The sequence below is a fragment of the Kribbella sp. NPDC058693 genome (genome assembly GCF_042715335.1).
In the GTDB taxonomy this organism is placed as follows: Bacteria; Actinomycetota; Actinomycetes; order Propionibacteriales; family Kribbellaceae; genus Kribbella; species Kribbella jiaozuonensis.
On the sequence record NZ_JBHXSQ010000002.1, the window covers coordinates 745,397 to 758,512 of the forward strand.

Consider the following 13,116-nt stretch of genomic DNA (forward strand, 5'->3'; position numbering starts at 1 on the left):
CCGCCGCAACCACTTCCAGCCCCGCCGGAAACCATCCCCCAAGCAGCGAAACACTCATCCAACCCCTCCAGAACCAGAGCCGATCCACAGGCGAGACGCCGAGCACCGGCGCCCGGTTGGCATGTTCCGTTGGGTGATCATCGGATTACCGTGTGTCGCAGCTCATGAGCCGGGGATCGTCGTTCGACAATGTCGAACGGCGGGCGTTGTCACGTCTGGTTATCGCTCCTAGATTCCAGCCAGCCGTGGTCGTCACGGCGGGGAAGGGAGGTTCGGTATGGCTACGACCGAAGCGGTCAAAGCGAAAACCCTTCTGGGGGAGTGTTCCGCGGAATTCGCGGGCACGTTCATCCTGATCCTGTTCGGCGTCGGGGTGGTGGCGCAGGTGGTGGCCGGCGGGATCGGTGACCACGACTCGATCGCCTGGGCCTGGGGTATCGGCGTGACACTGGGCATCTACGTTGCGGGCCGGATGACCGGCGCGCATCTGAACCCGGCGGTGACGGTCGCCCTCGCGGCGTTCCGCGGCTTCAGCTGGCGGAAGGTACTGCCGTACGCGCTGTCGCAGTTCCTCGGGGCGTTCGTGGCGGCTCTGGTGGTCCGCTGGAACTACACCGAGGCACTGCACAAGGTCGACCCCGGTCTGACCATCAAGACCCAGGGCGTGTTCTCCACGCTCCCCGGCAACGGCAGCCTGGACCTCGGCGTCCACATGTGGGGCGGCTTCCGCGACCAGATCATCGGTACGGCGATCCTGATGATGGTGATCCTGGCGATCACCGATCTGCGCAACACCGCCCCGGCGGCCAACCTGGCGCCATTCATCGTCGGCCTGCTGGTGGTCGGTATCGGCATGGCCTGGGGCACCAACGCGGGGTACGCGATCAACCCCGCCCGTGACTTCGGGCCGCGGGTGGCGTCGTTGATCACGGGGTACGGCGGAGCGTTGAAGGATCAGTTCGGGGATCTGTATTTCTGGGTGCCGATCGTGGCGCCGATCCTCGGCGCGCTGCTCGGCGCGTTCCTGTACGACCTGCTGGTCGGACGGAACCTGCCGATCGCGGACGAGGACGAGGAACCGGGCCGCATCCCGGAGGAGAACACGAGCGCATGACACCACCCCTGTGTGAGGAGAGGACTTTCCATGGCTGACTTCGTCGGTGCCGTCGACCAGGGCACCACGAGCACCCGATTCATGATCTTCGACCACTCCGGCAACGCGGTGGGTATCCACCAGCTGGAGCACGAGCAGATCCTGCCGCAGGCGGGGTGGGTGGAGCACAACCCGCTGGAGATCTGGGAGCGGACCAGCTCGGTGATCCGGACCGCGCTCAACGCCAACAACCTGCACGCGAGCGACCTGGCCGCGCTCGGCATCACCAACCAGCGCGAGACCGCGGTGGTGTGGAACCGCAAGACCGGTCGTCCGTACTACAACGCGATCGTCTGGCAGGACACCCGGACCGACCGGATCGCCTCCGCGCTGGAGCGCGAGGGCAAGGGTGACGTGATCCGGCAGAAGGCCGGTCTGCCGCCGGCGACGTACTTCTCGGCCGGCAAGGTGCAGTGGATCCTGGAGAACGTCGACGGTGTCCGCGAGGCCGCCGAGGCCGGTGACGCCGTGTTCGGCAACACCGACACCTACCTGCTGTGGAACCTCACCGGCGGCACCGAGGGCGGCGTCCACATCACCGATGTGACGAACGCCAGCCGGACGATGCTGATGAACCTCGAGACGCTCGACTGGGACGACGAGCTGATCAGCTTCTTCAACATCCCGCGGCAGATGCTGCCGGAGATCCGTCCGTCGTCGGACCCGAACATGTACGGCGAGACGCTCGCGAACGGCCCGGTGGGCGGCGTCGTGGCGCTGACCGGCGACCTCGGCGACCAGCAGGCGGCGACCGTCGGTCAGGTCTGCTTCAACCCGGGCGAGGCGAAGAACACCTACGGCACCGGTAACTTCATGCTGCTGAACACCGGGACCGAGCTGGTCCGGTCGAAGGCCGGCCTGCTCAGCACGATGTGCTACAAGTTCGGCGACGAGGCGCCGGTCTACGCGTTGGAGGGTTCCATCGCCGTGACCGGGTCGGCCGTGCAGTGGCTGCGCGACCAGCTCGGCATCATCTCCGGCGCCAGCGAGATCGAGACGCTGGCCCGGACCGTCGAGGACAACGGCGGCGTGTACTTCGTGCCCGCGTTCTCGGGCCTGTTCGCGCCGTACTGGCGGTCCGACGCACGCGGGGCGATCGTCGGGCTGTCGCGGTTCAACACCAACGCTCACCTGGCGCGCGCAACACTGGAGGCGATCTGCTACCAGAGCAAGGACGTCACCGACGCGATGGAGAAGGACTCGGGTGTGACGCTCGACGTACTGAAGGTCGACGGCGGTGTGACGGCCAACGAGCTGGCGATGCAGATGCAGGCCGACATCCTCGGCGTACCGGTGAGCAAGCCGGTCGTCGCGGAGACCACGGCGCTCGGTGCGGCGTACGCGGCCGGTCTCGCGGTCGGGTTCTGGAAGACCAAGGAAGAGCTCGTCCAGAACTGGAACGAGGACAAGCGGTGGACGCCGCAGTGGGACGACGACCAGCGTGCCAAGGGGTACGCGGGCTGGCAGAAGGCGGTCCAGCGGACCCTCGACTGGGTCGACGTCGACTGATCGAGCACGAGTAACTGCAATCGGAAGGAACAGCACAGTGGGCGTAGTGGCTCTGTCACCGCAAGCAAGGGCCGACGCGATCGACGCGATGGCCGACGGACGCGAACTGGACGTCCTGGTGATCGGTGGCGGGGTGGTCGGCACCGGGTCGGCGCTCGACGCCGCGACCCGGGGCCTGACCACCGGACTGCTGGAGGCGCGCGACTTCGCGAGCGGCACCTCCAGCCGGTCCAGCAAGCTGATCCACGGTGGCCTGCGCTACCTGGAGATGCTCGACTTCCGACTGGTGCACGAGGCGTTGCAGGAGCGCGGGCTGCTCCTGCAACGCCTGGCGCCGCACCTGGTCAAGCCGGTGCCGTTCCTGTACCCGCTCCAGCACCGCTGGTGGGAGCGGTTCTACGCCGGCTCCGGCGTCGCGCTGTACGACGGTATGGCGGTCAGCTCGGGGTACGGCGCCGGCCTGCCGATCCACCGGCACCTGACCCGCCGTGGCGCGATGCGGTTGGTCCCGTCGCTGAAGAAGTCCGCGTTGATCGGCGCGTTGCAGTACTACGACGCCCAGGTCGACGACGCCCGTCACACGATGGAGCTCGCGCGCACGGCAGCGTCGTACGGCGCGCACGTGGCGAACCGGGTGAAGGTGACCGGTTTCCTGCGCCAGGGCGAGCGGGTCACCGGCGTGCAGGCGAAGGATCTGGAGAGCGGGCGCGAGTTCGAGGTCCGGGCGAAGCAGGTCGTGAACGCGACCGGCGTCTGGACCGATGACACGCAGGCGATGGTGGGGGAGCGCGGGCAGTACCACGTCCGCGCGTCGAAGGGTATCCACCTGGTCGTACCGAAGGACCGGATCCAGTCCAGCACCGGGATGATCCTGCGGACCGAGAAGTCCGTGCTGTTCATCATCCCGTGGGGCCGGCACTGGCTGATCGGGACAACGGACACGGACTGGCATCTCGACAAGGCGCATCCGGCCGCGACGAGCAAGGACATCGAGTACCTGCTCGACCACGTGAACGCCGTACTGACGACGCCGCTGACCCGTGAGGACGTCGAGGGTGTGTACGCCGGGCTGCGGCCGCTGCTCGCCGGTGAGTCGGAGAGTACGTCGAAGCTGTCCCGTGAACACGTGGTCGCGCACGCCGCGCCCGGCCTGGTAGTTGTTGCCGGGGGCAAGTACACGACGTACCGGGTGATGGCCAAGGACGCGATCGACGCGGCCGCGGCCGCGCTCGACGGACGGGTGCCGAAGAGCGTCACCAAGAACATCCCGCTGGTCGGCGCCGACGGGTACCACGCGCTGTGGAACCAGCGGCACCTGATCGCGCAGCGCTCCGGCCTGCACGTGGCTCGCATCGAGCACCTGCTGAACCGGTACGGCGCGCTGGTCGACGAAGTGCTCAAGCTGGTCGAGGAGGACCCGTCGCTGGGCGAGCAGTTGCCCGGCACGCAGGACTACCTGAAGGCCGAGATCGTGTACGGCGCGAAGGCCGAGGGTGCTCGTCACCTCGACGACATCCTGGCCCGGCGGACCCGGATCTCGATCGAGGCCTGGGACCGTGGCGTCGGCGCCGCCGAGGCAGCCGCCCGGCTGGTCGCGCCGATCCTCGGCTGGGACGAGGCGACGATCGAGCGCGAGGTCTCGTTCTACACCAAGCGCGTCCAGTCCGAACGCGACTCCCAGGACCAGCCCGACGACGAGTCCGCCGACAAGGTCCGCCTCGAGGCTCCCGACATCGTCTCGCCGGCCTGACGGACCGCCCCGGGGACTAGAGCTCCTGATCCTCGGGGCGGATCCAGTTGAAGGTGCGCTGGACGGCGGCCTGCCAGTTCGCGTACTCCGTCTTGCGGCGGGCCGGATCCATGTGCGGCATCCACTGACCGGCGCGGTGCCAGTTGCTGCGGAGGCCTTCCAGGTCCGGCCAGTACCCGACGGCCAGCCCCGCGGCGTACGCGGCGCCGAGTGAAACCGTCTCGGTCACCATCGGGCGTACGACGCGCACGTCGAGCAGATCGGCGAGGAACTGCATCAGCAGGTTGTTCGCCGTCATCCCGCCGTCGACCTTCAGCGCGGTCAGCGCGATACCGGAGTCGGCGTTCATCGCATCGACGACCTCGAGCGTCTGGAAACCGGTCGCCTCGAGGACCGCCCGCGCAAGATGCCCCTTCGTGATGTAGCCGGTCAACCCGGCGATCACCCCGCGCGCCTCACTCCGCCAATGCGGTGCGAACAGGCCGGAGAACGCTGGCACGATGTACGCGCCGCCGTTGTCCTCGACCGTCCGCGCGAGAGTCTCGATCTCGGCCGCGGTGTGGATCATCCCGAGCCCGTCCCGGAACCACTGCACCAGCGACCCGGTCACCGCCATCGAGCCTTCCAGCGCGTACGACGCCGGGTGGTCACCGATCTGGTACGCGACCGTGGTCAGCATCCCGTGCTTCGACCGGACGATCTCCTGCCCGGTGTGCAGCAACAGGAACGATCCCGTGCCGTACGTGCACTTCGCCTCACCGGCGCTGAAGCAGGTCTGCCCGAACAGTGCAGCCTGCTGATCACCGAGTGCCGCGCCGATCCGGACTCCGGGCAGCACTTCGGTCGCCGTCGCGAACACTCCGGACGACGGCCGGATCTCCGGCAGGATCGCGCGCGGTACGTCGAACGCCTCGAGCAGCCGGTCGTCCCATTCGAGCGTCTCGATGTTCATCAGCATCGTGCGGCTCGCGTTGGTCACATCGGTGGCGTGCAGTCCGCCGTTCGCGCCGCCGGTGAAGTTCCAGATCAGCCAGCTCTCCATCGTCCCGAAGCGGATCTCGCCGCGCTCGGCGCGCTGCCGCAGCCCGGGCGTGTGGTCGAGCATCCACTTGATCCGCGGCGCGGAGAAGTACGTCGTCAGCGGGAGACCGCACAGCTCCGCGAACCGGTCCGCGCCTTCGGTGCCGGCGAGCTCGGTGACGAGCCGGTCCGTCCGGGTGTCCTGCCAGGTCACCGCGTGGCCGATCGGCTGGCCGGTCAAACGGTCCCACAACAGGCTGGTCTCGCGCTGGTTGGCGATGCCGATGGCAACGACCTGGGACGGCGAGGCGCCGATCTGCTTGATCGCAGCGGGCACCACCCGGGTGACGTTGTTCCAGATCTCGCCGGCGTCGTGCTCGACCCAACCCGGCCGGGGGAAGAGCTGATGGTGCTCACGCTGCGCCACCGACACCAACCGCCCGCGCCGATCGAACAGGATGCACCGGGTCGAGTTCGTCCCCTGATCCACCGCAGCCACATACTGCTCAGCCATCAATCCACCCCCCGATCATGCTCATGCTTCCGCCCGTAGGTCGCGGGCGATGGCCTCCGCGGTGGCGCGGACCATCGTGACCAGGTCAGGGCGGTGCCGCAGACGGCTGTCGCAGATGCGTTCCACCCGGCCGGCCAGGCCGACCGCGCCGACGACCAGGCCGCCGAGTCCGCGGATCGGCGCGGCGATACTCGCCAGCTCGACGGTGTATTCCTCGAACTCGCTGGCCCAGCCCCGCGCGCGGACCGCCGCGAGTTCCTCGGCCAGCCGCGCCGGATCGGTGATGGTCCGGGTCGTGAACGCCTCGAGTTTCCGCGGCCGGGAGGCACCGCTGGCGTCGTACGCGAGAACCGCTTTGCCCAGTGCGGTCGCATGCGGCGGCAGCGTCGTACCGACGTCCAGGTCCTGGTCGCTGTCGTCGGGCCGGAAGACGTGGTGAACGACCACGACCTTGCCCTCGACCAGGCGGCCGACGCGAACGACCTCGCCGCTGCGGGACGCGAGTGAGTCGGCCCAGTTGATAGCGCGGCTGCGGAGCTCGTTCGGGTCGAGGTAGCTCTCGCCGAGCCGGCCGAAGGCGTCGCTCAGGTGATAGTGCGCGCCGCTGTGGTCCTGCTCGACGAAGCCGACCTGGTGCAGGGTGCGGAGGATCCCGTGCACGGTCGTCTTCGCCAGCCCGAGTGCGTTGCCCAGGTCGGCGACCCCGAGCCCGTCAGGCGCGGCGGCGAGGAGTCGCAGCACCGCCGCGGCCCGCTCGATCGACTGCACAGTCCCCGGCACAACGGCAGATTACCTGTGAATCACTGGTATGGCTTCACCTCAGGAGTTCACTGCAGTACTCACTCTGAAGCGATTGCTCGCAACACATTCAGACGTGCAGCACGGCGTGACGGCCAAACAGCAGCGAGTACGCCGAACAGCATCGCCGCCGCCACCGCTGCCACCAGCTGCAGCACCGGGATATCGCGGACATTGAGGCCGTTGTCGACCATCGCGGACTGGATCGCGGCCGCGACGCCGACTCCGAGCGCCAGTCCCAGCAGCGATCCGAGCATCGTGATCGCGATCGACTCGACCCGCAGCATCCGGCTGAGCTGCGGCGCGTCCATCCCGACCGCCCGGAGCAGGCCGATCTCGCGGGTGCGCTCGACCACGCCGAGGCCGAGCGTGTTCACAATGCCGAGCAGCGCGATCAATACGGCGAGCACAAGCAGGAATCCGACCGCCGCGAGTACGCCGTTCACCGGCTCGCGCGCGGCGGCGGCGTACGCCTGCTGGTCGCGGACCTGGATCGACGGGTAGTCCTTGGCCAGATTGCCGAGGATATCGGCCCGGACCTGACCGACTTGGTTGCCGTCAGCAACTTCGACGTACAGGAGGTTGTCGCTGGTCGTGCCGCCGATGGTCTGGTACGTCGGCAGCGAGACGATCACCGCGTTGAGCTGCCGGTTCGGCGCGAGGATCCCACCGACGGTGAGCTTGTGGCTGCCGGTCGCCGTGGCCAGCTCGATGGCCTTGCCGACGGTGACGCCGAGCGTTGTCGCGAGGTTCCGGGGGAGGAGGGCCTGGCCGGAGCCGAGCGCGGCCGCGGAGCCGGAGTCGAACGTGGTGGTGATCGGGCCGTCGAGCGTGCCGTCGCTGATCCCGGTGACCTGGACGTTCGTCTTCCCGACCTTGCCGGTCTCCGTCCGGACCCGGTGCACGGACCGGACGCCGGTGACCTTCTCCGTCCGGTCGCCGACCTGGGTGCTGAACGCGGGCGTGCCGTCGGTGGTGATGAGGATCTGGGAGGTGCCGAGTGCGTCGGCGATGTTCTGGTTGATCGAGGCTTTCGCCGAGGCGGCGATCACCATCAGGCCGCAGATCAGCGAGACCGAGATCATCAGCGCGGAGGCGGTGGCCGACGTACGGCGTGGGTTCCGCTCGGCGTTGCGGCGGCCGAGGGTGACCGGCGCCTTGTGGCCGAACGGGTACATCAGTCCGCGGACGACGTACCGGCTGAGGAGCGGGCTGAGCATCACGATGCCGATGACGGCGGTGCCGGCGCCGAGCACGATGAGTACGACGCCCGGCAGGCCGCCGGCGTTCAGGCCGATCGCGTACAGCAGGACGGCCATCAGCAGCACGAAGGCGCCGATCAGGATGCGTACGAGGAGCGAGCGTTCCGCGACGGTGACGTCGTCGCGCATCGCGGCGATCGGCGGGAGTTTCCCGGCCCGGCGCGCGGCCGGCGCCGCCGCGGCGACCGTGACGCCGATGCCGATGATGTAGCAGGCGATGATCGTGGTGGGGGTGACCTGGAGCGACGCGGTCGGGATGCGGAGGTCGAGGGTCTCGTACGTGAAGCGGATCGCGACGGCCACGCCGATACCGATCAAGAGGCCCAGCGTGGAGCCGAGGAAGCCGATGACGGCGCTCTCGACCACGATCGAGCTGGTGACCTGCCCGCGGGACGCGCCGATCGCCCGCAGCATCGCGAGCTCGCGGGACCGTTGCGCGACGACCATCGCGAACGTGTTGACGATCAGGAACGTGCCGACGAACAACGCGAGGCAGGCGAACAGCACGAGGACGGTGCTGAAGCCGCCGAACGTGGTGTCGAGATCGTGCTGGCCGTCGGCCGAGACCTGCTTCGCGGTCCGGACCTTTACGGAGTCGCCGATGGTCGTGGAGATCGCCTTGCTGACTGTGTCGGCGTCCGAGCCTGGCTTGAGTGCGACGGTGATCGACGTCCATCCGGCCTTGCCGAGTAGCAGACGCTGGGCCGTCGCACCATCGAAAGTCATCAGCGGCGCACCGGCCGCGGCGCCCGCGACAGCTGGAGTGGTCGTCCCGGTGAGGGTCGCGCTGAGGGCCTGGGTGGGCGTGACGATCCTGACCTGGTCGCCGATCCCGTAGCCTGCGCGACTCGCGGTCGACTCGTCGAGCGCGAGCTGATTGCCACCGAAGGGTGGGGTGCCGTCGACCAGCTTGAACGGCGCGGTCCCGGCGTCCCGCGGCCACGCTGCTCCGAAGCTGGTCAGTCCGTAGTTCTCGATCTTCTTGCCGTCCGGGCCGAGGATCTCGACATCGCTGACCATCAGTTGCGGGATCGCGCTCGCCACCCCGGGTACGGCGGCGACGCGGTCCGCGACCTCGGACTGGAACGTCGCGGGGCGGTCGGTGCCGGTCTCGATCGGGGACGACGGCGTGACGGTGATGTCCGCCGTACTCACCGCGAAGTTCTTCTTCAGGGCGTGCGAGAGCGTGTCGGTGAAGACCATCGCGCCGCCGGCGAAGGCGACGCCGAGCGTGACGGCGAGGGTGCACAGGACGAACCGGAGCCGGTGCGCGAGGACCGAGCGGAGGCCGAGCTTGAACATCAGCCCGCCACGTGTTCGGCAGGCAGGGTCGTTTCGAGCTTCTTCATGGTGTCGAGCACGGACTCTGCGGTCGGGTCGAGCAGCTCGGACTGCAAGGTGCCGTCGGCCAGGAACAGCACACGATCGGCGTACGACGCGGCGCTCGGGTCGTGCGTGACCATGACAACGGTCTGACCGAAGTCGCGGACGGAGCGATGGAGGAAGTCGAGAACGTCCGCGGAGGAGCGGGAGTCGAGGTTGCCGGTCGGCTCGTCCGCGAAGACCACATCCGGGCGGGAGACGAGCGCGCGGGCGCAGGCGACCCGCTGCTGCTGGCCGCCGGACAGCTCGGACGGCTTGTGGCTCAGCCGGTCGGTGAGGCCGATCGCGTCGATGACCGTGGTCAACCACTCCTGGTCGGGCTTCCGTCCGGCCAGGTCGAGCGGGAGCGTGATGTTCTCCAGCGCGGTCAGGGTCGGCACCAGGTTGAACGCCTGGAACACGAAGCCGATCCGGTCCCGGCGAAGGTGGGTCAGCTGCTTCTCGGGCAGCGCGGTCAGGTCGACCTCACCGAGGAACACCTTGCCGTCCGACGGCTGGTCCAGCCCGGCGAGACAGTGCAGCAGCGTCGACTTCCCGGAGCCGGACGGCCCCATGATCGCGGTGAACCGGCCCTTCCCGAAGTCCGCACTCACGTCGGCCAGCGCGTCCACCCGCGTCTGGCCCCCGCCGTACACCTTCCACACCCCGACCGCCCGCACCGCCGCATCAGCCACGCTCATGCGACGAACCGTATCGACCGAGGGTTCCTCCGCCTGGGCAGAGGTGGGGATCAGCCGTCGACCGTGATCAGGTCGATGCCGGCCGACTCGGCGGCCACCTCTTCGACGGAGCGAGTCGGGAGAGGCGGGGGTGTGCCGCCCCAGGCGGGGCAGATCGCTTTGTGGTCGCACCAGTCGCAGAGCGGGCCCGGGCTCGGGCGCCAGTCGCCGGAGTCGAGGGCGCGGGTGATCGCGATCCAGAGCGCCGAGACCTTGCGCTCGCAGGCGCGGAGGTCGGCCTCGTCGGGGATGTAGCGGACGATCTCGCCGTTGCCCAGGTAGACCAGTTGGAGCATGGCCGGGACGACGCCGCGCAGCTTCCACAGCACGAGCGCGTAGAACTTCATCTGGAACAGGGCCTTGGCCTCGAAGAACTCCGACGGCGAGCGACCGGTCTTGTAGTCGACGACCCGGATCTCACCGGTCGGCGCGACGTCGAGGCGGTCGACGTACCCGCGCAGTACCAGACCTGAGTCCAGCGCTGTCTCGACGTACAGCTCGCGCTCGGCGGGCTCCAGGGCGTTGGGGTCTTCGAGTGTGAAGTACTTCCCGAGCAGTTGGTGCGCCTCGGCCAGCCACTTCGCCAGCTCTTCGCCGTCCGCGTCCTCGGCGAACAGCTCGGCGACCTCCGGCTCTTCCTCGAGGATGCGTTGCCACTGGGGCTCGAGCAGCTCCGCAGCCTGCTCCAACGTCCGCTGCCCGCGCGGCAGGTCGAACAGTCGCTCAAGAACCGCATGCACGACGGTGCCGCGCACCGCGGCGGCCGACGGCTTCTCCGGCAACCGGTCGACGACGCGGAACCGGTACTTCAGCGGGCAGCTCATGAAGTCCGCGGCCCGGGACGGCGACAACGCCCCGCGCGGATGCACATGTGGATCGACTGCAGCTGCAACGCTCATACCGAAACCCTAGGCACAACCACCGACACTTCGCGCGCACCCCACTCCGCCCTGTGGAAAACCCAGCAAACTCCCAGCCGCCTTTCGGCGGACCATCGGCCGGACGCGCGACCCTGGACATATGAACCGCCACCCACCGCCGAACCACGATCGCGGCCTGTCGTACGACCTCGCCACCCTCCACCGCCGCCGCTTCCTGGGGCTGGTCGCGGGCGCCGGCCTGATCGCCGTCGCGGGGTGCTCGTCACCTTCGACTACCTCGACCGGCGTCGATGAGATTCCGCAGGAGACCGGCGGTCCGTTCCCCGGCGACGGCTCCAACGGGCCGAACGTGCTCAACCAGTCCGGCATCGTCCGAAGCGACATCACCAAGTCCTTCGGCACAGCCTCCGGTCAGGCGAACGGCGTACCGCTCTCCGTCGAGCTCACCGTCCTCGACGCCGGCAAGGACAGCCCGCTCGAAGGCGCCGCGATCTACCTCTGGCACTGCGACGCCCAAGGCCGCTACTCGCTGTACTCCGACGGCGCGACCGACGAGAACTACCTCCGCGGCGTCCACGCCGCCGATGCCACCGGCAAGGTCACGTTCACCACGATCTTCCCCGCCGCGTACCAAGGCCGCTGGCCGCACATCCACTTCGAGGTCTACTCGAGCCTCGACGACGCGACCAAGGCCGGCCGGATCACGCGCACCTCGCAGCTCGCGCTCCCGAAGGATGTCTGCAGCACGGTCTACGACACCGACGGGTACGACGGAAGCGCGCAGAATCTGAGCCGGACGTCGCTGGAGGACGACAACGTGTTCGGCGACGACGACGGCGTACATCAGCTGGCGGCGGTGACGGGAGATGTCGATCAGGGGTACATCGCGACTCTCACGGTGGGTGTGTAGCACGGAGTTACCGACGGCAAAGTAGGTTTGGCTTGATGCCAGACTCGCGTGATCCCCAGAACCCCGCCCAGCAGGCCGGTCCACCACCGCCCGGCACCTGGGTGCTCGGTCGTATCCGCGGGATCCGGCTGACGATGCGATTCACGTGGCTGCCGGTCGCGATGCTGCTCGCGGTCGGGTTCGCCGCGATCATCGGTCAGCAGTTCCCCGAACTGGGCGGCTGGCGGTACGCGGCGGCGTTCGCGTTCGTGGTCGCGTTCACGCTGTCGATCCTGGTCCACGAGCTGGCGCACGCGCTGATGGCACTGCGGTTCGGCATCGGCGTCTCCGAGATCAACCTCGGCTTCTTCGCCGCCGGCACGCATATCGAGGGCGAGCGGAAGTCGCCGCTCGAGGAGTTCGCCGTTTCGGTGGTCGGCCCGATCGCATCGCTGGTCGTCGGCGGGCTCGCGTACCTCGGGTCCCGGGCGTTCGACGAGGGTGTCGGGTACGTCGCGCTGTGGGAACTGGGCATCGCCAACCTGATCGTCGGCGTCACCAACCTGCTGCCCGGCCTGCCGCTGGACGGCGGCTGGGTACTGCGGGCGATCGTCTGGAAGTTCACCGGCAACATGCACACCGGCACGATCGTCGCCGCGTGGGCCGGCCGGCTGCTCGCGATCTCGGTGCTGGCCGTGCCGGTGCTGCTCGAGGAGATCTGGGGCTGGCAGCCGTCGATGATCGATTTCATCATCGCGCTGCTCGTCGGCTTCTTCCTCTGGACCGGCTCGACCGCGTCCTTGATGCAGGCTCGGCTCCGGCGCAAGCTGCCCAGCCTCCAGGTCCGCACACTGGCCCGCCGCGCCGTCGCCGTACATTCCGGTACGCCGATCTCCGAAGCGGTCCGGCTCGCGGGTCAGACCCAGGCCGGCGCGGTCGTGGTGATCGACGGCGAGGGCAAACCGCACGCGCTGGTGTCGGAGAACGCGGTCGCCGCCGTCGCCCCGAACCAGCGGCCGTGGACCACGGTGAGCGAGGTTTCGACCGCCATCGGCGCGGGCCACATCATCGGCGTCAACGACACCGGCGAGGAGATCCTGGCCACATTGCGCGAGCACCCGGCCTCGGAGTACCTCGTCCTCGACGCGAGCGGCGCGGTGTACGGCGTACTCGCGACCGCGGACGTGGAACGCGCCTTCCGTTCGCGCTGATTACTCGGTTGTCGTGACCGAAAGTTA

The 13,116-nt window shown here is 68.6% G+C and carries 10 protein-coding genes; 5 read left to right on the forward strand and 5 right to left on the reverse strand.

Annotated features, from left to right (window positions below):
- The first annotated feature begins 277 nt into the window (after positions 1-277).
- From ACFWUU_RS13180 to ACFWUU_RS13190, 3 genes are read left to right on the forward strand one after another with little or no spacing between them, the layout of a single operon-like run.
- On the forward strand, positions 278-1,114 hold the full coding sequence (locus ACFWUU_RS13180) for an MIP/aquaporin family protein (RefSeq protein ID WP_137256883.1): 837 nt from the start codon (positions 278-280) through the stop codon (positions 1,112-1,114).
- A 30-nt stretch (positions 1,115-1,144) separates the two neighbouring features.
- Entirely contained in the window at positions 1,145-2,662 is a 1,518-nt protein-coding gene (glpK, locus tag ACFWUU_RS13185; protein WP_137256882.1) for a glycerol kinase GlpK, read from the forward strand.
- Between the two features lie 37 nt (positions 2,663-2,699).
- Positions 2,700-4,412 carry a glycerol-3-phosphate dehydrogenase/oxidase gene (locus ACFWUU_RS13190; protein WP_233714955.1) on the forward strand — a complete coding sequence of 571 codons (1,713 nt, stop codon included), beginning with the start codon at positions 2,700-2,702 and terminating at the stop codon, positions 4,410-4,412.
- A 16-nt stretch (positions 4,413-4,428) separates the two neighbouring features.
- Here the strand turns inward: ACFWUU_RS13190 and glpK (ACFWUU_RS13195) are convergent, their stop codons facing one another.
- The 5 genes from glpK (ACFWUU_RS13195) to ACFWUU_RS13215 are packed head-to-tail and all read right to left on the reverse strand — an operon-like array spanning position 4,429 to position 11,007.
- On the reverse strand, positions 4,429-5,946 hold the full coding sequence (glpK, locus tag ACFWUU_RS13195; protein WP_380175402.1) for a glycerol kinase GlpK: 1,518 nt from the start codon (positions 5,944-5,946) through the stop codon (positions 4,429-4,431).
- A gap of 21 nt (positions 5,947-5,967) precedes the next feature.
- On the reverse strand, positions 5,968-6,726 hold the full coding sequence (locus ACFWUU_RS13200) for an IclR family transcriptional regulator (RefSeq protein WP_380175404.1): 759 nt from the start codon (positions 6,724-6,726) through the stop codon (positions 5,968-5,970).
- A 59-nt stretch (positions 6,727-6,785) separates the two neighbouring features.
- Complete coding sequence (locus tag ACFWUU_RS13205; RefSeq protein ID WP_380175406.1) at positions 6,786-9,308, reverse strand: ABC transporter permease; 2,523 nt, start codon at positions 9,306-9,308, stop codon at positions 6,786-6,788.
- Positions 9,308-10,069, reverse strand: a complete 762-nt coding sequence (locus ACFWUU_RS13210) for an ABC transporter ATP-binding protein (protein WP_380175408.1) — start codon at positions 10,067-10,069, stop codon at positions 9,308-9,310. Before ACFWUU_RS13210 ends, ACFWUU_RS13205 begins: the two co-directional genes overlap by 1 nt.
- A gap of 50 nt (positions 10,070-10,119) precedes the next feature.
- Complete coding sequence (locus ACFWUU_RS13215) at positions 10,120-11,007, reverse strand: RecB family exonuclease (RefSeq protein ID WP_380175409.1); 888 nt, start codon at positions 11,005-11,007, stop codon at positions 10,120-10,122.
- Between the two features lie 121 nt (positions 11,008-11,128).
- On the opposite strand from ACFWUU_RS13215, the gene ACFWUU_RS13220 reads away from it, so the two are divergent.
- Both ACFWUU_RS13220 and ACFWUU_RS13225 read left to right on the forward strand, forming a co-directional pair.
- Complete coding sequence (locus ACFWUU_RS13220; protein WP_380175411.1) at positions 11,129-11,899, forward strand: intradiol ring-cleavage dioxygenase; 771 nt, start codon at positions 11,129-11,131, stop codon at positions 11,897-11,899.
- A gap of 35 nt (positions 11,900-11,934) precedes the next feature.
- Positions 11,935-13,089 (forward strand): M50 family metallopeptidase, encoded by a 1,155-nt coding sequence (locus ACFWUU_RS13225; protein ID WP_233714954.1) that lies wholly within the window; start codon positions 11,935-11,937, stop codon positions 13,087-13,089.
- Positions 13,090-13,116 lie beyond the last annotated feature (27 nt).

What these genes read in the sequence shown, in the direction of transcription:
- glpK (WP_137256882.1), top strand. Translation starts at nt 1,145, where the DNA reads ATGGCTGACTTCGTCGGTGCCGTCGACCAGGGCACCACGAGCACCCGA.
- ACFWUU_RS13220 (WP_380175411.1), top strand. Translation starts at nt 11,129, where the DNA reads ATGAACCGCCACCCACCGCCGAACCACGATCGCGGCCTGTCGTACGAC.
- ACFWUU_RS13180 (WP_137256883.1), top strand. Translation starts at nt 278, where the DNA reads ATGGCTACGACCGAAGCGGTCAAAGCGAAAACCCTTCTGGGGGAGTGT.
- ACFWUU_RS13215 (WP_380175409.1), bottom strand. Translation starts at nt 11,007, where the DNA reads ATGAGCGTTGCAGCTGCAGTCGATCCACATGTGCATCCGCGCGGGGCG.
- ACFWUU_RS13225 (WP_233714954.1), top strand. Translation starts at nt 11,935, where the DNA reads ATGCCAGACTCGCGTGATCCCCAGAACCCCGCCCAGCAGGCCGGTCCA.
- ACFWUU_RS13205 (WP_380175406.1), bottom strand. Translation starts at nt 9,308, where the DNA reads ATGTTCAAGCTCGGCCTCCGCTCGGTCCTCGCGCACCGGCTCCGGTTC.
- ACFWUU_RS13210 (WP_380175408.1), bottom strand. Translation starts at nt 10,069, where the DNA reads ATGAGCGTGGCTGATGCGGCGGTGCGGGCGGTCGGGGTGTGGAAGGTG.
- glpK (WP_380175402.1), bottom strand. Translation starts at nt 5,946, where the DNA reads ATGGCTGAGCAGTATGTGGCTGCGGTGGATCAGGGGACGAACTCGACC.